The sequence below is a fragment of the Streptomyces sp. CNT360 genome (genome assembly GCF_000424785.1).
In genome coordinates this window covers 777,510-799,677 of sequence record NZ_AUKO01000001.1, presented here as the reverse complement: position 1 = coordinate 799,677, position 22,168 = coordinate 777,510, and the positions used below count along the sequence as shown (strand labels likewise).

Annotated in this window: 5 protein-coding genes; all 5 read left to right on the top strand. The window is 71.4% G+C overall.

Features of this window, described 5'->3' with window-relative positions:
• The first annotated feature begins 343 nt into the window (after window positions 1-343).
• The 5 genes from H297_RS43140 (at window position 344) to H297_RS43960 (ending at window position 22,168) form a co-directional block, all read left to right on the top strand.
• On the top strand, window positions 344-514 hold the full coding sequence (locus H297_RS43140; protein WP_158693632.1) for a hypothetical protein: 171 nt from the start codon (window positions 344-346) through the stop codon (window positions 512-514).
• Window positions 515-1,964: 1,450 nt separating this feature from the next.
• On the top strand, window positions 1,965-3,548 hold the full coding sequence (locus H297_RS34220) for a long-chain fatty acid--CoA ligase (RefSeq protein ID WP_037792540.1): 1,584 nt from the start codon (window positions 1,965-1,967) through the stop codon (window positions 3,546-3,548).
• 64 nt (window positions 3,549-3,612) lie between these two features.
• Complete coding sequence (gene hemA / locus H297_RS34215) at window positions 3,613-4,899, top strand: 5-aminolevulinate synthase (protein WP_051351443.1); 1,287 nt, start codon at window positions 3,613-3,615, stop codon at window positions 4,897-4,899.
• On the top strand, window positions 4,899-6,440 hold the full coding sequence (locus H297_RS0103335) for an AMP-binding protein (RefSeq protein ID WP_027735897.1): 1,542 nt from the start codon (window positions 4,899-4,901) through the stop codon (window positions 6,438-6,440). Before hemA ends, H297_RS0103335 begins: the two co-directional genes overlap by 1 nt.
• A gap of 83 nt (window positions 6,441-6,523) precedes the next feature.
• Entirely contained in the window at window positions 6,524-22,168 is a 15,645-nt protein-coding gene (locus H297_RS43960) for a type I polyketide synthase (RefSeq protein ID WP_158693631.1), read from the top strand.

Genomic DNA, 22,168 nt, shown 5'->3' with positions numbered 1-22,168 from the left:
TATGACCAGGCGCGACGGAGCGTGGTTGCGCCGATTCGACCCGGCGCCGGATGCCGATGTCCGGTCGGGCTGCTTCCCGCACGCGGAGGCTCGGCCACCTTCTACCCCAACTCCCGTGCGGCGGCGGTGACGGAGGCGATCCGGTGGACGCCGCCGAGCCGTCGCTGACCGTCGCGCCCGGGTCGGACCGGTGACGTGAGGCCCCCTCGCACCTACTCGGCATCAGCGATCTGCACATCAGCCATCCGGAGAACCGCCAGAGCGTGGAGAACCCGTGGCCGAGGGCGGACGACGACTGGCTCCTGGTCGCCGGTGTTGTCGGGGAGCTGACCAAGGACATCGGGTGGGCCCTGTGCACGCCACGGTGCCACTTGAGGTGTGGACGCCCCGCGAGGACCCGGTGCAGCTCCGGGGCGAGGAGAGATACCGCTACCTGGTGGAGCTGTGCAGGGGGAGGGACATCCTCACCCCGGAGGACCCCTACGCGGTGTGGAAGGGACGGGCGGGCCGGTGACGGCGGCGCCGCTGTTCTTGGCCTACGACTACAGCTTCCGTACGCCGACCGCCGCCACCAGGGAGGAGCCACTGGTGCAGGCGTACGAGAGAGGCGCGGTGCGCACGGATGAGTTCTTCCTCCACCCGGACCCCTGTCCCAGCCGAGAGACCTGGTGCGACGTTCGGGTGCGGCTGAGAGAGCGGCACCTCGCCGCGTGCGACCCGACCGGCCCCACCCGGTCTCCGGCCACGAGGCGCCGACCGGATGTCGAGGATGCCGACGTCGAAGTGAGCGTCGCGGCAGTTCCCTTCACGGCACGCATCATTTCTTCCCGCGGAACGGGCGGGAAGCCGGTCATTTCAAGGGCCGTTGGTCGGCCCAGCGAGATCGTGTGTCGCCGCTGTCGCCGTACCGGAGACGGTGGTCGTGCCGAGGCGTGGCCTGGACGGACACCGGCTTTGTACGGGGAGTTCGACCGGCAGCACATGCCCAGCTGGTCCCCGCGATCGTCCTGCCCACCCACGGCCCGAAAGCACCACCCCGGACCCGCCCGACGTCGGAGTCCCGAATCCAAGCAACAAATCGGCTTTACTGGGGAGTTGGGCAGGTGGGGACAGCCGGCAGCGGGGCGCCGGTGTCCTCTGCCGGTGAAACGCGAGCGGAGCCCGCGCAGTTCGGGCGGACCAGCGAGGGGGGCGTCCCGTCGTGTGGTGGAGCCTGGCGTGGGCTTGGAACGTGCGGGTGACTGCCCCGGGGGCGCATCCGCGGCCGGTGACTGCTCTCTGAACGCGAGGTAGGCCACGGCGCGAATCCTCTGGTGAACGGTCAGTTCAGCCGGAGGAGGACGCGATGGCCGTGTCCCAGTCCGAGCTGATGCCGCTGCTGGGGCGATACGGCTGGCGGAGTAGAGACGTCAGAGCGCTGTGCGAGCGGATGCGTCCGCTTCGCACCCCCGTCCGATCAGCTCCAGCGGCAGCCGAGCCTGCCAATGCTCACCCCTCGGCCTTGGCTCCTCGACCGGCAACTGAGCCGCGTACTGCACGTCGTGGCGATCAGCCTTTGACGACGCGAGCTCACGGTTCGCTGACACCGGACAGCCGGCCCTCCCGGCCGAAGCCACTGCGGCCGCGGTCACGGTTGCCTGCAGAGCGGGAGCCCGCTGCTGGTAGCGCACCTGGATCGATCATCACCGGACGCTCGCCGGTCCTCTCGTCGGAGGCGTACCGCGCGTGCTGGCCGTGCTCCCAGGAAGACGCCTGGCCGCAGCCGAACGGACCCGGATCACGAGAACGGCGACTGCCCTGGGCAACCGTACGGCGCGCGCCCCGAACGGCTACCCCGATCGGGGCGCCTTCTGTAGCTCCGTTGTAGATAGTCGAACAATCTAGCGCTTACTTCGGCCGGGTGACCAGGATTGATTCGGTCATTGGATGACGCCGTCATGGTTGGCAATATCAAGGGAGGCTCCATGAGCCGGTCCGAGCATGGGTGGAGCGCAAGTCGAAGTTATGTCTCGGAGATCCTCTCGCTGCTCGCAGCCGAGCCGGACCGAGATGTCGTTCATTGGCGTGGCGAAGCCTTCTCTGGCGGGGACCTGATTCGATCCGTGAGTGAAGCGTTCCGTGCACTGCGCGATCGCGGAGTGGGCAAGGGTGACGTGGTGGCGGTTCTTGTCGCACCCAACAGCCCCGAGATGCTCATCGTGCGGTACGCGGCGCATCTCCTCGGCGGCGCCGTGTGCTATCTGCGCACCATCAATCCGGGCACCAGGAACACGGTCCTTCCGCTGGAACACCAGATCCAGATGCTGCAGGAGACCGAAGCCGTCACTGTCTATACCGACGCCGAAGGTGCGGAGCGCGCGACGAAGCTCGCGGAGCGTACCGGGATACCGGTAACGCGACTTGACGGCAAGGACCGCAAGGGAGCCGTCCTCGCCGACGTCACCGATGTCTCGGAACCCGCGGCATGGGACCCCGGTGCGCTGGCCGTCATCAACTTCACGAGTGGAAGTACGGGACGGCCCAAGGGCATCCGCTTGTCCGGCCGTGCGTGGGAAGCCACGATGCGCGCATGGGTGGACATCGGTCGTCAATACGACTGCGCCTCGATCCTGCTGTCGACCCCGCTGAGTCACGCCGTTGGCGCGCTGGCAGACGCGGTCTTCGCCTTGGGCGGCACCATCCATCTCCAGGAGAGCTTCGACGCCGCGAAGTTCGTGGACGCCGTCTCCGCCGCGAAGGAGATCTCGTGGTCGTTCATGGCGACGAACCACGTCTTCCAATTCGTCGACCATCTGCTTGAGCGGGGAATCCGTGACCCTGAAGGAGTGGCAGCAGCGGGCTTGTCCGGGCTGCATGCGATTGCCTATGGCGGCAGCCCCGCTGCACCCGCCAGAATCGCCCAGGCTTTTGATCTCCTCGGCCCGGTTCTGACGCAGGGGTATGCGACGAGCGAGTCCGGGCACATCACGAACCTGACACCCATGGAGCACGGCGACCCGAAGCTTGCGGGCACCGTCGGGCGGCCCTTCTCCGGGGCGGAGATCATGGTCTGCAACGCGGACTCGGGTGCGCAGCTGGCGGCAGGTGAGATCGGTGAGGTCCGCGCCCGCTCGCCCCAGTTGATGGACGGCTACAACAAACTGCCGGAGTTGACCGCCCAGGTCCTCCGGGACGGCTGGTATTCCACCGGAGACATCGGATACCTCGACGAGCGGGGATATCTGACTCTCTTGGGACGGGTGGCCGATGTCATCAAGGTGGGTGGCGTCAAGGTGCATCCCCTCGTGCTCGAGGCGGAAATTCTTGCGCACCCGGGTGTCCGGCACGCCGCCGTGTACGGCGTTCGGGACGAGGACGGCAGTGAGCACATCCACGCCGCCATGGAATGCGATCCGGACGCGGTGGTCGACGTGGAGAAGATCCGCGCGGGAATTGCTGAATCGCTGTCCCCGATTCATGCGCCCGAGAAGATGCACGTATTGGACGCGCTGCCGATGAACAACAACGGCAAGCCGGACAAGGTGCTCCTGCGATCGAAATACGTCTAGCGTGTCCCGCGTAGACCCACTGGCTCCAACTTCCATGCAACCGCTACGTCGAGAAGGCGAGTAAATGAACGCACACCTGGCTTCGTACCTGAACGGGGAAATCGCCGGCGACCTTGCTGAAGGCAAGCGCGAATTCCTGGAGATCGGACGTCGTTCCGGAAGCTACCCCCTGGCCACGGCGTGGCGCGAAGGGGTGGGTTCGGAAATAAGCGTCTGGTGCAGCAACGACTATCTGGGAATGGGTCAGAACCACCAGGCCATCGCGGCCATGAAGGCCGCCATCGACACCCACGGCGTAGGCTCCGGCGGTTCCCGGAACATAGCGGGGACCAACCACTACCACGTGTCTCTCGAAAATGAACTGGCGGATCTGCACGGCAAGGAAGCCGCGCTCCTGTTCACCTCGGGCTACACGGCCAACGAAGGCTCGCTCACCGTGCTCGCGGCGATGCCCAAGGACACCGTCGTGTTCTCCGACGCGAAGAATCACGCCTCGATTATCGACGGCCTCCGGCACAGCGGTGCGAAGAAACACATCTTCCGGCACAACGACGTCGTCCACCTGGAAGAGCTGCTCGCGGCCGCTCCCGCCGACTGCCCGAAGCTCATCGTCGCAGAGTCGGTCTACTCCATGTCGGGCAACGTGGCGCCGCTCGCCGAGATTGCCGACCTTGCGGACAAGTACGGGGCCACGACCTTCATCGACGAGGTCCACGCGGTCGGCATGTACGGCCCGCAGGGCGCCGGCATCGCCGCTCAGGAAGGCATCGCCGACCGTTTCACGGTCGTGATGGGCACCTTGGCAAAGGGTTTCGGAACGGTCGGCGGCTACATTGCAGGTCCGGCCGCTCTGGTCGAAGCGGTGCGCACCTACGCGCGTTCGTTCGTCTTCACGACCTCGCTGCCGCCTGCGGTGGCTGCTGCTTCGCAGGCGTCGGTTCAGTACCTGCGTTCCTCCGATGTCGAGCGGAAGCTGCTCTCGGAGAATGCGCGGCGGCTGCACAGCCTTCTGATCGAGGCCGACATACCGTTCCTTTCCACGGACTCCCACATCGTTTCGGCCTTCGTCGGCGACGACGACATGTGCAAGCGGGCATCCCAGCTTCTCTTCGAGAAGTACGGGATCTACGTCCAGTCCATCAACGCTCCGAGCGTGCCCGCGGGCGAGGAGATCCTCCGGATCGCTCCGTCCGCCGTGCACGAGCAGAGCGATGTCGAACAGTTCGCCCGCGCTCTTCAAGAGATCTGGAAGGAACTGGACATTCCGACCGCGAGCGCCCGGGACCGGTTCGCGTCCGGGTTCCGCAGCGGCGGCGCCGACACCACCGCGGAAGACGGACAGCAGGCCTGATGACCATGTCAGTTGCCGGCGTGCTGGCCGACACGGCGGCGCAGCGACCGGCCCACTCCGCCTTGATCCACGAGGGCGAGCACATCACCTACGGGTGGCTGTGGGAACAGGCGCGTCGCTACGCCGCCGTACTGCAGGCCAACGGGGTACGGCCGGGAGACCGGGTCGCCGTGCTCCTGGCCGACACCCCGGAGTTTCCCGTGGTGTACTTCGGCGTGCTGGCGACCGGCGCCGTCGCGGTCCCGCTGAATGCCTTGTCCACGGCGGCGGAGGTCGAGCACGTACTGACCGATGCCGACGCCGGCTTTCTGGTGTGCGCGTCCGCGCTGCTCGACCAGGCGAGGAAACCGGCGGCGTGGCTCGGCACACCGCTCCTCACCGTCGGTCCCGGCCCCGCGGGCACCGTCGACCTGGAGCATGCGGCACAGGACACCGCGCCGGTCGAGACGCCCGCGGTGCGGGAACCAGACGATGTCGCCGTCGTGTTCTACACGTCCGGTACGACGGGTGAGCCGAAAGGCGTCATGCTCACCCACCGGAACATCCGGTACAACGTCGAGCGGATGGTCACCACTCCGTACGCGTTCCGGAGCGACGACGTGTTGCTCGGGTGTCTGCCACTGGCGCACGGCTTCGGTCAGCTCTGCGGCATGCTGACGGGATTCCGCGCCGGAATATCCATCGTCATGATGCCGAGGTTCTCCGGGCGGGAGGCCCTGGCGCTGATGGCGGAACACCGGTGCACGGTGTTCATGGGCGTGCCGACCATGTATGTCAAGATGCTCGACGCCGTGGCCCAGGGAGAGCCGGTCCCTCAGCTCGACCGCGTGTACAGCGGGGGATCGGCGCTTGCGACCAGGACCCTCGACGATGTCCGAAGCACCTTCGGTTGTCCGGTGTACGAGGGGTACGGGATGACCGAGACCTCGTGCAGCGTGGCCTATCACTACCCCGGCCTGACGTTCCGGTCCGGAACCGTGGGGGTCCCGATCACCGGCATCACCGTGGGTATTGCCCGGCCGGACTCCGACGGTATCGATCTCCTGCCTGCCGGTGAGGTGGGTGAGATCGTGGTGAGCGGTCCGACCGTCATGGCCGGATATCTCGGCCGCCCGGACATGACCGCCGAGGTAGTGACCGACGGCTGGTTCCGCACGGGCGATCTCGGCAGGCTGGACGGCGACGACTACCTCTCGGTGGTGGGCCGTAAGAAGGACCTGATCGTTCGTGGCGGCTACAACGTCTACCCGCGTGAAATCGAGGAGATCCTCGTCGGACACCCCTCCGTGGCACAGGTGGCGGTGATCGGCGTTCCGCACCCCGAGCTCGGCGAGGACGTGTGGGCGATCGTGGTGCCTGCCGAGCCGGAGGGCGCCGCCTCCGGCTCGGATCAGGAAATCATCGAATGGGGCAAGCAGCGTCTCGCCGCCTACAAATACCCCCGTCGAGTCGAATTCATTGACGCACTCCCGGTAGGAAGCAGCGGAAAGGTGCTCAAGCGGGTGCTCGTCTCGCAGTACGAGCCGACCGCCGGTTCGTAGCTTCGCCCCACCCCATGCGGCTCACCGGTCAGCGCAGCAACAACTCACGCATCGTACGCAACAATAGGTAGGGCAGCTCGACCATGGTTGAATTCCAAGCGGACATGTCGATATCGGACGAGGCGATCGCCGTCGTCGGTATGTCCTGTCGGCTGCCGCAAGCGGAGAACCCCGCCGAGCTGTGGCAGCTGCTGCGCGACGGCCGCAGCGCGATCGACGCGCCCCCGGAAAGCCGGCCGGAACTACCCGCGCGGCCGGGTGGCTACCTTGCGGACGTCAGCGGCTTCGATGCGGGGTTCTTCGGGATCAGTCCGCGTGAGGCGTCGTCGATGGACCCGCAGCAGCGCCTCATGCTCGAACTCGCCTGGGAGGCGCTGGAGGATGCCAGGATCCTCCCGAGAGGGCTCGCCGACAGTCGTACCGGCGTCTTCGCCGGCATCATCGCCGACGACTATGCCGCCCTCACCCACCAACAGGGGATCGACGGCATCAGCCGGCACACCCTGACCGGGCTCAGCCGCGGTGTCGTGGCCAACCGGATCTCCTACACGCTGGGTCTGCACGGCCCCAGCGCGGCCGTGGACACCGGCCAGTCCTCCTCGCTGGTCGCTGTGCACCTGGCAGCCGAGAGCCTGCGCCGCGGCGAGTCCGCCATGGCCATCGCCGGCGGCGTCAACCTCAATCTGGTGCCGGACAGCACCATCGGTGCGGAGAAGTTCGGCGCACTTTCCCCCGACGGCCGCAGCTTCACCTTCGACGCGCGGGCGAACGGATATGTACGGGGTGAGGGCGGCGCGTTTGTGGTGCTCAAGCCGCTGCACGCCGCTGTGGCGGACGGCGATCCGATCTACTGCGTGCTGCACGGCAGCGCGATGAACAACGACGGGACGACCGAGGGGCTCGCCGCACCGAGCCCGGTCGGCCAGCAGGACGTCCTGCGGCAGGCATACGAGCGCGCCGAGGTGTCCGCGGAGCAGGTGCAGTACGTCGAGTTGCACGGCACGGGCACCGAACTGGGCGACCCGGTCGAAGCGTCGGCTCTGGGCGCGGTCCTCGGTGACGGCCGCGCGGACGGAGCTGAGCTGCGAGTCGGTTCGGTGAAGACCAACGTCGGGCACCTGGAGGGCGCCGCCGGGATCGTCGGTTTTCTGAAGGCAGCGCTCTGCCTCCGTCACCGTGAGCTTGTGCCGAGCCTGAACTTCGAGACGCCCAACCCCGATATTCCGCTCGACGAGCTGAAGCTCGCCGTGCAGCAGAGCGTCGAGCCGTGGCCGCGGCCGAACGAGCCGCTCTACGCAGGTGTGAGCTCTTTCGGCATGGGCGGCACGAATTGCCACGTCGTGCTCTCCGACTGGTGCCCTGAGCAGGTGTCGGGGGTTGGGGTTGCGGTGGTGGCGGAGCGGGTGTCGGGTGCGGTGCCGTGGGTGGTGTCGGGTGGGTCGGCTGGGGTTTTGTCGGTGCAGGCGGGTCGGTTGGTGTCGTTTTTGGAGGGGCGGCCGGGGCTGGATCCTGTGGTGGTGGGTCGTTCGTTGGCTGTTTCGCGTACTCGTTTTGATCATCGTGCGGTGGTTGTGGGGGAGACGCGGGAGGAGTTGTTGGCGGGTGTGCGGGCGTTGGCGCAGGGTGTGCCTGCGGCGGGTGTGGTGTCGGGTCGTGTGGTGCCGGGTGGTTTGGTGGCGTTTTTGTTTTCGGGGCAGGGTAGTCAGCGTGTGGGTATGGGGCGTGAGCTTTATGCGGCTGAGCCTGTGTTTGCGGCTGCTTTTGATGAGGTTGTTGCGGTTCTTGATGTGTATGTGGGTCGGTCGCTTGCCGGGGTGATCGAGGGTGAGCCGGAGTTGCTTGATCGGACGGTGTTCACGCAGCCGGCGTTGTTTGCGGTTGAGGTGGCGCTGTTCCGGTTGTTGGGGCATTACGGGGTGGTTCCGGATTATCTGGTGGGTCATTCGGTGGGTGAGTTGGCGGCTGCTCATGTGGCGGGGGTGCTGTCGCTTGAGGATGCGGCGCGGCTGGTGTGTGTGCGGGCGCGGTTGATGGAGGGTGTGGCTCGGGGTGGGGTGATGGTTGCTGTGGGTGCGGGTGAAGCGCGTGTGGCCGGGTGGCTTGAGGGGCGTGCGGGTGTGGAGGTGGCCGGTTGCAACAGTCCTGTCAGCACGGTGGTGTCGGGTGATGAGGCGGCGGTGCTGGAGGTGGTGGAGCTGGCGCGTGCTGAGGGTGTGAAGGCGACGCGGTTGAAGGTGAGCCATGCTTTCCACTCGGCGCATCTGGACGGGGTGCTGGAGGAGTTGACCGAGGTTGCTCGGTCGTTGACGTATGCGGCTCCGCGGATTCCGGTGGTCTCGAATGTCACGGGTGAGGTGGTCGAGGAGTTCACGGCCGAGTACTGGGCTGTTCAGGCGCGTTCGGCGGTGCGTTTCGCCGATGGTGTCGGTACGTTGGCCGGTCTGGGTGTGACGGCGTTTGTGGAGCTGGGTCCTGGTGGGGTGCTTTCCGGTCTGGCGGGTGAGTGTCTGGAGGGCATCGAGGGCGTTGTCGTGGTGCCGGTGTTGCGTAGGGACCGTGCCGAGGTGCGTTCTGTCCTGACCGCGCTGGCCACCGTGCACACCCATGGTGTGGAGGTGGACTGGGAGCAGTCCCTGCCCGGATCCGGTCTGGTGGAGCTGCCCACCTACGCCTTCCAACGACAGCGCCACTGGCTGAACGCGCCGCGTACCGGCGATGCTGCGGGCCTGGGGCTCACGGCTGTCGACCATCCGATGCTGGCTGCCGTGATCGCGGAGCCGGACAGCGACGCGGTGCAGTTCTCGGCCCCGGTGTCGCTGTCCTCACATCCGTGGCTGGCCGATCACGCGATCGGCGGGACGGTCGTGGTCCCGGGCACGGTGTTCCTGGAGCTCGCGGGAGCCGCGGCCGACCAGTTGGGCTACGCCACCGTCGAGGAACTCACCGTCCAGGCGCCCCTGGTCCTCCCCAAGACGTCCGGCGTTCAGCTACGGCTGACCGTCGACGGGGCCGACGCGCGGGGCGACCGTCAGTTCACCGTGTACGCGCGGACCGGCGACGAGCCGTGGACCGCCCACGCGGCCGGCCTGCTCACGTCCTCGGTCCCCGCGCCGGGCGACTCCCTGGACCAGTGGCCGCCGGCCGATTCCACCCCCATCCCGCTGGACGGTGTCTACGACCGCCTCGACGACCTGGGTTACGGCTACGGGCCGGCCTTCCACGGCCTGCGCGCCGCGTGGCGCGCCGGTGACGACCTCTTCGCCGAGGTCGCCCTGCCCGACCAGCTCCGCACCGAAGCCGCACGCTTCGGGGCGCACCCCGCCCTCCTCGACGCGGTGCTGCACCCGCTTGTGCTCGTGCTGGAGGACGCGGACTCGGCGCAGGAGGACGGCACCATCCGGCTGCCGTTCTCGTTCTCGGGGTTTGCGCTGCACGCGGTCGGCCCCACGGTGCTGCGCGTCCGCTGGACCCGTACCGGCCAGGACACGGCCCGCCTCGCTCTCGCCGACGGCGCCGGCGCTCCGGTGGCGGCGATCGAATCGGTAGCCCTGCGGCCGATCGCCCGTGACCAGCTTGCCGCCGGCCCGGATGTGGAGTCCCTGTACAAGGTGGCCTGGGAGGCCGTCCCCGCGGCCGAGCCGGTCGCGGAGCAGCGGTGGGTCCGGCTGGGCGAGGCGCCCTACGCCGACCTCGCCGATCTCCGCGCCGCCGTCGACGCCGGCGCCGCCGCACCGGAGTTCGTGGTGCTCGGCGCGCAGGAGCTTGCCACCAGCACCGGTGACGTCCTTGAGCGCACCCACGCCACGGCGGCGCGCGGCCTTGAGGCGGTGCGGGAGTGGCTGGCCGCCCCGCAGTTCACCGAGAGCCGCCTCGTCCTCGTCGTACCGGACGGCGCGCTGCATACGGCCCCGCTCGTGGGCCTGACCCGCACCGCGCAGACCGAGCAGCCCGGCCGGCTGGTCCTTGCCCACGTCGACGAGGGTGGTACGGGGCTGCTGCCGACGGTGCTGGCTTCGGGGGAGCCCGAGGTGGCGGTGCGGGGCGGCGAGCTGTTCGTGCCTCGCCTGGCGCGCGCCGCGGGTGCCGCGGCGGACGCGGCTCAGGCGCTGGACCCGGAGGGCACGGTCCTGGTGACCGGTGCCCTGGGCACGTTGGGCCGGCTGGTGGCGCGGCGGCTGGTGACGCAGCACGGGGCGCGCCACCTGCTGCTGGTGTCACGCCGTGGCGGTGAGGCGCCGGGTGCTGCCGAGTTCGTGGCCGAGCTGGCCGAGTTGGGCGCACGGGCCCGGGTGGCGGCGTGTGACGTCGCGGACTTCGACGCGCTGAGCGGTGTGCTGGGCGAGGTCGCGGCCGAGCGTCCGCTGACGGCCGTGGTGCATACGGCGGGCGTCCTGGACGATGCGACGGTCGCGTCGCTGTCGGCCGGCCGGCTGGAGCGGGTGATGCGTCCGAAGGCGGACGCGGCCTGGAACCTGCACCGCCTCACCTCCTCCCTCGACCTCGCCGCGTTCGTCATGTTCTCGTCCATCGCCGGGATCATGGGCAACGCCGGCCAGGCCAACTACGCGGCCGCGAACACCTTTCTCGACGCTCTGGCGCAGCACCGCCGAGCCCGGAACCTGCCCGCCACCTCCCTCGCGTGGAGCCTGTGGGACAGCGCCGACGGGATGGCCGGAACCCTCGCCGACGCCGACGTCGCGCGGTGGAAGCGGAGCGGGGTCGTCCCGCTGACCCCGGAACTGGGCCTCGACCTGTTCGACGCGGGACTCGCCTCGGCCGAGCCGCTGCTGGTTCCGGCCGAACTCGACCAGGGCGCCCTGCGCTCCCGGGCCGAGGAGGACGCGCTCCCCGGGCTGTTCGCCGGTCTGGTCCGGGTGCGTCGCCGGCAGGCGGCCGCGGGAGCGGGCGGCGACGACTCGTCGTGGGCCCAGCGGATGATCGCGCTGGCGGCACAGGAGCGGGCGAAGGCCGTGCTCGATTCCGTGCGGGAGACGGTGGGGCTGGTCCTCGGGCACGGGGCCGACGCCGCCCTCGACCCGGCCAAAACCTTCACCGACACCGGCTTCGACTCCCTCACGGGCGTCGAACTGCGCAACCGGCTCAACTCGGTGACCGGCCTGCGACTGCCCACCACCCTCGTCTTCGACTACCCGTCGCCCCAGGCGGTGGCGGGCTTCCTGCTGGACCGGCTCGACGCGACCGAAGCGGCCGACGCCCCGTCGGCAGCCGCCCACGCGCCGGGACCGGAGCCGGTGGCCGCCCACGCCCCGGGGCTGGACGAGCCGATCGCCGTGGTCGGCATGGGCTGCCGCTATCCCGGCGGGGTCGCCTCGCCGGAGGACCTGTGGCGGCTGGTGGCGGAGGGCCGGGACGCGATCGACGAGTTCCCGTCCGACCGCGGCTGGGACGTGGAAGGACTCTACGACCCGGATCCTGAGAAGACCGGCACGTCGTATACGCGCAAGGGCGGATTCCTCTACGAGGCCGCGGAGTTCGACGCCGAGTTCTTCGGCCTGAGTCCGCGGGAGGCCAACGCGACCGACCCGCAGCAGCGGGTGCTGCTGGAGGTCGCGTGGGAGGCGCTGGAGCGTGCGGGCATCGACCCCGCCGCGCTGCGCGGCTCCCCGACCGGCGTCTTCGCGGGTGTGATGTACAACGACTACGGGTCGCGGCTGGGGAGCGCGCCGGAGGGCTTCGAGGGACATCTGCTGACGGGCACGATCTCGAGTGTCCTGTCGGGCCGGGTGGCGTACACGTTCGGCCTCGAAGGTCCGGCGGTGACGCTGGACACGGCGTGTTCCTCGTCGCTGGTGGCGGTGCACCAGGCCGCTCAGGCGCTGCGCCAGGGCGAGTGCTCGATGGCGCTCGCCGGCGGCGTCACCGTGATGTCCACGCCGACGACCTTCGTCGAGTTCTCGCGGCAGCGCGGCCTGTCGCCGGACGGGACCTGCAAGTCGTTCGCCGCCTCGGCGGACGGTACGGGCTGGGGCGAGGGCGCGGGCTTGCTCGTGCTGGAGCGGCTGTCGGACGCCCGGCGGCTCGGGCACGACATCCTCGGCGTGATCCGTGGCTCCGCGGTCAACCAGGACGGTGCGAGCAACGGCCTCACCGCCCCCAACGGGCCCGCGCAGGAACGCGTCATCCGCCAGGCCCTGGCCAACGCGCGCCTCGCTCCGCACGAGGTGGACGCGGTCGAGGCGCACGGCACCGGCACCCGCCTCGGGGACCCGATCGAGGCCAACGCGCTGCTGGCCACCTACGGTCAGGGCCGCGAAGAGCCGCTGCGGCTGGGCTCGCTGAAGTCGAACATCGGTCACACGCAGGCTGCCGCGGGCGTCGGGGGCATCATCAAGATGCTGATGGCGATGCGGAACGGGGAGCTTCCGGCGACGCTGCACGTGGACGAGCCGACGCCGCGCGTCGACTGGTCGGAGGGTGCGGTGGAGCTGCTCACCGAGCGCCGGGCGTGGCCTGAGGTGACGCGTCCGCGGCGCGCGGCCGTGTCCTCGTTCGGCATCAGCGGCACGAACGCGCATGTGCTCCTGGAGCAGGGTCCGGACCGGGCCGCAGCCGACGAGGCGGGGGTGGCGGGGCTGCCGCTGGTGGTCTCGGCGAAGAGCAAGGCGGCCTTGGCGGCGCGGGCCGGCCAGGTGCGCGAGCTGCTGGCCGCGGAGAGCGCCGACCCGTCGCGCGTGGCTTCGGCGCTCGCCACCCGGGCCCCGCATCTCCCCGTCCGGGCGGCGGTTTCGGGCGCCGGCCGGGACGAGCTGCTGGCGGGCCTCGACGCGCTGGCCTCGGGTGGGGCCGCGCCGAACCTGGTGCAGGGTGCGGTCGCGGGCCCGGGCAAGACGGTGTTCGTGTTCCCGGGGCAGGGCTCGCAGTGGCAGGGCATGGCGCTGGAACTCCTGGAGGCCTCTCCGGTGTTCGCCGCCCGGCTGGCGGAGTGCGAGCGGGCGCTGGCGCCGTATGCCGACTGGTCGCTGACAGACGTCCTGCGCGGTGCGGAGGGCGCCCCCGGCTTCGATCGGGTGGATGTGGTGCAGCCCGCGCTGTGGGCGGTGATGGTGGCCCTGGCCGCGCTGTGGCGGTCGGTGGGCATCGAGCCGGATGCGGTGATCGGCCACTCGCAGGGCGAGATCGCGGCGGCCGCGGTGTCGGGGGCGCTGTCGCTCGACGACGCGGCGAAGGTCGTGGCGTTGCGCAGCCGGGCGATCGTGAAGCTGGCGGGTACGGGCGGCATGGTCTCGGTGGCCCTGCCGGCCGACGAGGTCGGCGACCTCATCCGCCGTTGGGACGGCGCCATCGACATCGCCGCCCACAACGGGCCGCGCTCCGTGGTGGTCGCCGGCGAGGTGACCGCTCTTGAGGAGCTGGTCGCCCACTGCAAGGACGGCAACGTGCGCGCCAAGCGCATCCCGGTCGACTACGCCTCCCACTCCGCGCACGTCGAAAGCCTGCGGGACGAGCTCCTCGACGTCCTTTCCTCGGTCACCCCGCGCGCGGTGGAAGTGCCCTTCCTCTCGACCGTCACCGGGCAGTTGCTGGACGGCACGGAGCTCGACGGCTCGTACTGGTTCCACAACCTGCGCCGGACCGTCCAGCTCCAGGAGGCCACCCGAACCCTGCTCGCCCAGGGCCACCGCGTCTTCATCGAGGCCAGCGCCCACCCGGTGCTGACCGTCGCGCTCCAGGAGACGATCGAGGACACGGCGTACGACAGCGCCGTCACCGTGGCCTCGCTCCACCGCGACGAGGGCGGACTCGACGACTTCCTCGCCTCTGCGGCGCAGGCCCACGTCTCGGGCGCCCCGCTCGACTGGGCCGCCGTGGCCGACGGTCCCGGCACGGCCGTCGACCTGCCGACGTACCCCTTCCAGCGCAGGCGCTACTGGCTGGAGGGTCCGCCGCGGGTCGGGGACGCGAGAGGGCTCGGTATGGCCGCCGAGCGGCACCCGCTCATCCATGCCGCACTCTGGCTGGCGGACGGGGACAAGCTGGTCCTCAGCAGCAGGATCGCCCTGAACACCCACCCCTGGCTGGCGGACCACGGCGTGGCCGGCGACGTGCTGCTCCCCGGTACCGCCTTCGTGGACCTGGCCATCCGGGCCGGTGACCACACGGGCCTCGACCAGCTCGACGAGCTGACCCTGCAGGCGCCGCTGGTGCTGACCGGCCGCGGCGGAGTGCAGCTCCAGGTCGTGGTCGACGCCCCGGACGACGAGGGAAGGCGCGCGTTGTCGTTCCACTCCCGCCCGGAGCCCGAGCCGGACGACGCCGCGGTCCACCCGTGGACCCTGCACGCCACCGGCGTACTGGGACAGGCGCAAGGACGCGCGGCCGAGACGGCCGGCACCGCCTGGCCCCCGCCCGGCGCCGAGCCGGTCGACCTGACGGCGGCGTACGACACGCTCGCCGGACGGGGCTTCGAGTACGGGCCGGTCTTCCGGGGCCTGCGGGCGCTGTGGCGCGCCGGCGAGGAGATGTTCGCCGAGGTCGCGCTCCCCGAGGACGCCCCTTCGGGCGAGTTCGGGATCCACCCGGCCCTCCTCGACGCGGCCCTGCACCCGCTGGCGCTCGCCCAGGACGGCGGACTGAGGCTGCCGTTCGCCTGGACCGGGGTCCGGTTGCACGCGGCGGACGCGAGCATGCTGCGCGTACGGATCACCCCGGTAGGTTCGGGTGCCGCACTGTCCCTGGCGGATGCGAGCGGTGCGCCGGTCGCGTCGGTGGAGACGCTCAGTCTGCGGGCCGAGGCCCCCGCGCAGCCGGCCGGCACCCCCCGCCAGCCGCTGCTCCACGTGGAGTGGACGCCCGCCCCGGAGGCCGCCCCGGCCGCCGGATGGGCCGTCCTCGACGAGTCCGGCCACGGCCTGCCGGCGCCGCTCGGCAGCTACTCGGACCTCTCCGGCATGCCCGGAGCCCCGCCGTTCGTCGTGGCCCCCTTCTCCGGCTTCTCCGGCTCCCCCGGCTCCCCCGGCGGCGACGGCCCCGGCGCCGTGGCGCACCGGGCCCTGCGGCTGGCCCAGGAGTGGCTTGCCGAGGAGCGGTTCGCCGACTCGCGCCTGGTCTTCGTGACCCGGGACGCGACCACCGCCCGCACCGAGGCCGGACTCGCCTCGGCTCCCGTCTGGGGGCTGGTGCGTACCGCCATGGCCGAGAACCCGGGCCGCTTCGGTCTGCTGGACCTGGGGGACTGGGACCTCTCCGAGGCCGAGCTCGGCCGTGCGCTGGCGGTACCGGACGCGCAGGCGAGCCTGCGGGACGGGACCCTGCTCGTACCGCGACTGGTCACGTCGCCCGCGGCGGGCGGCACCGTGCCCGCCCTGAACTCCGAGGGCACCGTGCTCATCACGGGCGCCACCGGCGCCCTGGGCCGGCTGTTCGCCCGTCACCTCGTCGCCGAACACGGCGTACGGCACCTGCTGCTGGCCAGCCGCCGCGGCCGGGACGCGGCGGGCATGCCGGAGCTGGAGGCCGAACTCCGCGCCCACGGAGCCGACGTGTCCGTGGTCGTCTGCGACACGACCGACCGCGAGGCAGTCGCCGCGATGCTGGCCGCGATCCCCGCGCAGCACCCGCTCACCGCCGTCCTGCACACCGCGGGCGTCCTCGACGACGGCACGCTGCATACCCTGACGGACGAGCAGCTCGACACCGTGCTGCGCCCCAAGGCCGACGCCGCCTGGCACCTGCACGAGCTGACGGCCGGCCTGGAGTTGGACGCGTTCATCCTGTTCTCCTCGCTGGCCGGTACGGTCGGCACCGCGGGACAGGCCAACTACGCCGCGGCCAACACCTGTCTGGACGCGCTCGCACACCACCGCCAGGCCCTGGGCCTGCCCGGTACCTCGCTGGCCTGGGGCCTGTGGGCCGAGGGCAGCGGGATGACCGGCCACCTGACCGACGCCGACCTCGCCCGCATGTCCCGTGGCGGTATCGCCCCCATCGGCAGCGAACAGGGGCTGGCGCTGTTCGACGCCGCCCTCGCGACCGGCCGGGCGACGGCCGTGCCGGCGCTGCTCGACTACGCCGGACTGCGCGCGCAGAGCGCGGACGGCACCCTGCCCGCACTGTTCCACGGCCTGGTGCGCCCGGCGCGGCGCGCGGCCGCCGGCGAGCGAGCGGGCGGGGACACCCTCCGCGAGCGCCTGGCGCGCCTGTCCGCAAAGGACCAGGAGCGCACGCTGCTGGAGCTGGTCCGCGGCGCCGTGTCCTCCGTACTGGGGCACACCGACGCCGACGAGCTCGCGCCCGACCGGGCCTTCAACGAGCTGGGCTTCGACTCGCTCAAGTCGGTGGAGCTGCGCAACCGGTTGAACGCGGCTGCGGGCCTGAAACTGCCCGCCACGCTGGTGTTCGATCACCCGAACACGGCCGATCTGGCCGGCTTTCTGCGGACCGCACTGCTCGGCCCGGACACCGCGGTAGCCGGGTCCGGACCGGACGCCGGTGCCTCCGACGAGCCGATCGCGATCGTCGCGATGGCCTGCCGCTACCCGGGCGGGGTCAGCTCCCCGGAGGAGCTGTGGGAGCTGCTGTCCGAGGAGCGGGACGCCATCGGCCCGTTCCCCGACGACCGCGGCTGGGATCTGGACGGCCTGTACGACACGGACCCCGACCACGCGGGCACCTCGTACACGCGGCACGGCGGATTCCTCTACGAGGCTCCGCAGTTCGACCCCGAGCTCTTCGGGGTGAGCGCGCGCGAGGCCACCGCCATGGACCCGCAGCAGCGCCTGCTGCTGGAGATCTGCTGGGAGGCGTTCGAGCGCGCGGGCATCGACCCGGCCTCGGTCAAGGGCAGCCCGACCGGTGTGTTCGCCGGTGTCATGGCCAACGACTACGCGGCGCGCCTGAAGGAAGCCCCCGAGGCGATGGAGGGCTACCTGTCGGTCGGCAGCACGGTCAGCGTCGCCTCCGGCCGTATCGCGTACACCTTCGGCCTGCAGGGCCCGGCGATCACCGTCGACACCGCCTGCTCCTCCTCGCTCGTCTCCGTCCACCTCGCCGCGCAGGCGCTGCGGAGCGGCGAATGCGGGCTGGCCCTGGCCGGCGGTGTGACCGTGCTGGCCTCGCCCAGCCTGTTCGTGGAGTTCAGCCGGCAACGTGCCCTGTCACCCGACGGCCGGTGCAAGGCGTTCTCCGCGCAGGCGGACGGGGCGGCCTGGGCAGAAGGCGCCGGAGTCCTCCTGCTGGAGCGGCTCTCCGACGCCCGGCGCAACGGCCGCAGGATCCTCGGCGTGATCCGCGGAACCGCCGTCAACCAGGACGGTGCGAGCAACGGGCTCACCGCCCCCAACGGACCCGCACAGGAGCGGGTGATCCGCCAGGCCCTGACCAACGCGGGCCTGACCGGCGCGGACGTCGACGCGCTCGAGGCCCACGGCACCGGCACCACGCTCGGCGACCCGATCGAGGCCGGGGCCGTACTCGCCACGTACGGACAGCAGCGCCCGGCGCCGCTGCGCATGGGCTCCCTGAAGTCCAACATCGGACACTCCCAGGCCGCCGCCGGTGTGGCCGGGGTCATCAAGATGGTCATGGCGATGCGGCACGAAGTGCTGCCCAAGAGCCTGCACATCGACGAGCCCAGCCCGCACGTGGACTGGTCCGCCGGCGAGGTGGACCTGCTCACCGAGGCGGTGCCGTGGCCCGAGTCCGGGCGGGCGCGCCGGGCGGGCGTGTCCTCCTTCGGCATCAGCGGTACCAATGCCCACGTCATCGTGGAGCAGCCGCCGGCCGAGGGGACGGTGCCGCCGGCCGAGCCGATGCCGGTCGTGCCGCTGCTGCTGTCCGCGCACAACGAAGCGGCACTGCTGGCACAGGCCGACAGGGTGGGCGCGGCCGTCGCCGGCCGGCAGGACCTGGCGGCGGCAGGCCGGACCCTGGCCGTCGGACGGGCCGGACTGCCGCACCGCGCCGTGGTGGTGGCCGCCGGCGCCACCGAAGCGGTCGAGGAATGCGCGGCGCTGACCGTGCGGGGCACCCCCGTGGACGGCCGTACGGCCTTCCTCTTCACCGGCCAGGGCAGCCAGCGGCTCGGCATGGGCCGGCAGCTGTACGCCGCCTACCCCGCCTACGCCGCGGCTTTGGACGCCGTATGCGCCGAGCTCGACACACGGCTTCGGACGCCGCTGCTCGACGTCCTCTTCGGCGAGGACCCGGAGCCGCTGGACCAGACCGGCCACACGCAGGCCGCCCTGTTCGCGACCGAGGTCGCGCTCTTCCGGCTCCTCGAAAGCTGGGGCGTACGGCCGGACTTCCTCGCGGGCCACTCCATCGGTGAGCTGGCCGCCGCGCACGTCGCCGGCGTCCTCTCGCCGGCGGACGCGGCGGAGCTCGTCGCGGCCCGCGGCCGGCTGATGCAGGAGCTGCCCGGCGGCGGCGCGATGCTCGCGGTGCAGGCCGAGGAGCAGGAAGTGCTGCCGCTGCTCGCCGGGCGGGAGGACCGGCTGGGCATCGCCGCCGTCAACGGCCCGACCTCCGTGGTGCTCTCCGGCGACGCGGAAGCCGTCGAGGCCATCGGAACCGAACTCGCCGACCGGGGACGCAGGACCAAGCGACTGCGTGTCAGCCATGCCTTCCACTCCCCGCACATGGACGCGATGCTGGAGGAATTCCAGACAGTCGCGAAGGGGCTCGACTTCGCCGCGCCCACCATCCCGATCGTCTCCGCCATGACCGGGAAGCTGGCCGGCGCCGAGGAGCTGACCACGCCCGAGTACTGGGTCCGGCACGTCCGCCGGCCCGTACGCTTCCTGGACGCGGCCCGCGCCCTGGAAGCGGAAGGCGTGCGGACCTTCCTGGAACTCGGCCCGGACGGCGTACTGACCGCCATGGGCCGAGACTTCCTCGACGCGGGTTCCCTCCTGGTCCCGTTGCTGCGCGGCGGCCGCCCCGAGCCGCACACCGCCGTCACCGCCGTGGCCCACGCCCACGTACGGGGCGTGGGTGTCGACTGGCGCGCGCTGTTCGGCGAGAACCTCGGACCGGCCGCGGACCTGCCGACCTACCCCTTTCAGCGCCGGCGCTACTGGCTCACGGAGGGGCCAGGGGCCGGCGACGTCACCTCAGCCGGACTCGACTCCGCGCGGCACCCGCTGCTCGGGGCCGCGGTTCCGCTTGCCGACTCCGACGGGGTCCTGTTCACCGGCCGGATCTCGGCCCGCAGCCACCCCTGGTTCGCCGACCATGCCGTCGCCGGCACCCCGCTGGTCCCGGGCACGGCCCTGGTGGAACTCGCGCTCCACGCGGGCGCCGCACTCGGCTGCGAGCGGCTGGAGGAGCTCACGCTCCAGGCACCACTGATCCTTCCCGACGAGGGCGCGCTCCAGCTCCAGATCACCGTCGGCGACCCCGACAGTGACGGCCGCAGGCCGGTGGCCGTCCACTCGCGCGGGGACCAGGAAGGCGACGTCTGGAGCCGGCACGCCGCCGGAACCGTGGGGGCGGCCGTTCCCGGCGGCCCCGAGCCCGACCTCGCGTCCTGGCCTCCGGCCGGCGCCGAACCCCAGCCGGTCGAGGACCTGTACGACCGCCTCGCCGGCCAGGGCTACGGATACGGCCCCGCCTTCCAGGGCCTCAAGGCGGCATGGCGCTCGGGTACGGACCTGTACGCCGAGGTACGGCTGTCCGCCGATCCGGACGGCTTCGCCCTGCACCCGGCGCTGCTCGACGCCGCGCTGCACCCGCTTCTCCTGGAGGAGTCGGCCCAGTTGCGGCTGCCCTTCTCCTTCGGCGGCGTACAGCTGACCGGGGCGCGGACCGCCCTCCTGCGGGTCAAGCTGTCGCCCGGCCAGGACGGAACGGTCGCGGTGACGATGGCCGACGAGACGGGTGCACCGGTCGCCACCGTCGCGTCGCTCGCCCTGCGGACGCTGCCGGAGGGGACCACGCTGATCCGCCCGTCCGGCCGCCACCTGTACGGGGTGGAGCGGACCGGCGTGGAGTTGGCCACCGGCAGCGAGCCGACCGTCGCGGTCCTCGGTGAGGCCGACCTCGGACTCGCCGCCGAGCACCACGCCGACGTGGCCGGCCTGGCCGCCGCGATGGCGGCCGGCTCGGCCGCACCCGACGTCGTCGTTCTTCCGGTGGGCCCGGCTGCTGTGGACGAGACCGGCAGGGTCACCGAGGAGGTGCTGGCGGTACTGCGGCAGTGGCTCGCCGCCGACGTGCCGACCGGAGCACGGCTCGCCGTGGTCAGCACCGGGGAACTGGCCCACAGCGCACTTTCCGGGCTGCTGCGGACCGCCGCGTCGGAACACCCGGGACGCTTCCAGCACGTGATCACCGACGGCCTGCCGGCCGACGGCAAGCTGCTGGCCGCCGCGCTGGCCGCCCCCCGGCCACAGCTCGAACTGCGCGGGGAGCGGGCCTGCGTGAGCAGGCTCGCCAAGGTCCCCCGTCCCCGGCAGGACCTGGCCGCCGACGACACCTTCGACCCGGAGCGCACCGTGCTGATCACCGGTGGCACGGGCGCGCTCGGCGCCCGGGTCGCCCGGCACCTGGTGACCGTCCGCGGCGCCCGCCGCCTGCTGCTCACCAGCCGGCGCGGCGGGGCAAAGGACCTGGCCGCCGAGCTGACGGCGCTCGGCGCGGAGGTACGGGTCGCGGCCTGCGACGCGGCCGACCGCGACGCGCTGGCCGCGCTGCTCGCCTCGATCCCGCAGAGGCACCCGCTCACCGCGGTCGTGCACGCGGCCGGAGTCGTCGAGGACGCCACGCTGGAGGCCATGAGCCCGGAGAGCCTGGCCCGGGTCCTGCGGCCGAAGGTGGCAGCCGCCTGGAACCTGCACGAGCTGACCGCCGGGGCGGAGCTGACGGACTTCGTCCTGTTCTCCTCCGTCGCCGGGCTGGTGGGGAACGCCGGACAGGCCGGCTACGCCGCAGGCAACACCTTCCTGGACGCCCTCGCCGAACACCGGCGCTCCGCGGGTCTGCCCGCCGTGTCACTCGCCTGGGGCATGTGGCAGGACGGCATGGCGAGCGACCTCGACCACGCCGACCGGGCCAGGCTCGCCCGTAACGGGATCCTGCCGATACCGGCCGAGGACGCACTCGCGGCACTCGACGTGGCCCTGGCCGGCGGCCGGACCGGGACCCCGCCGGTGCTCGCGCCGGTGGCGCTCGACCTCGCGGTGCTGCGGAGCCTCGGGGAGGAACTGCCCGAGGCGTACCGGGGCCTGGTGCGCACCGAGAGCCGGGCCGGGGCAGGCACCTCCGTGCCGGAGGGGATCCCGTTGGCGCGACGGCTCGCGGGCCTGGGCGCAGAAGAGCAGCAGCGGCTGCTGCTCGACTTCGTCAGGGAACAGGTCGGTACCGTCCTGGCCCACCCGGCCCCGCGGACGATCGACGTCCAGCGCGGGCTGCTGGACCTGGGGTTCGACTCCCTCACCGCGGTCGAGCTGCGCAACCGGCTCGACACCACCACCGGGCTGCGGCTGCCCAGCACGCTCGTCTTCGACCACCCGACCACCCAGGCCGTCGCCGCATACCTGTGGGGCGAGCTGGGCGGCGAGGAGGCGGACCCGGTCCAGGCGGCCCTGGACGCGGTCGAGGCCGCCCTCGCGGCCACCGGCCGGGCGGACGGCGGCGGACCGGAGGGAACGTACGCCGCGCGGCTGCGCAGCCTGCTCCGGACGGTGGACGGCGGCTCCGACGGAGCCGACCTCGACGCGGCGACCGACGACGAACTCTTCGCAGCACTCGACAACGAACTCGGCGGGTAG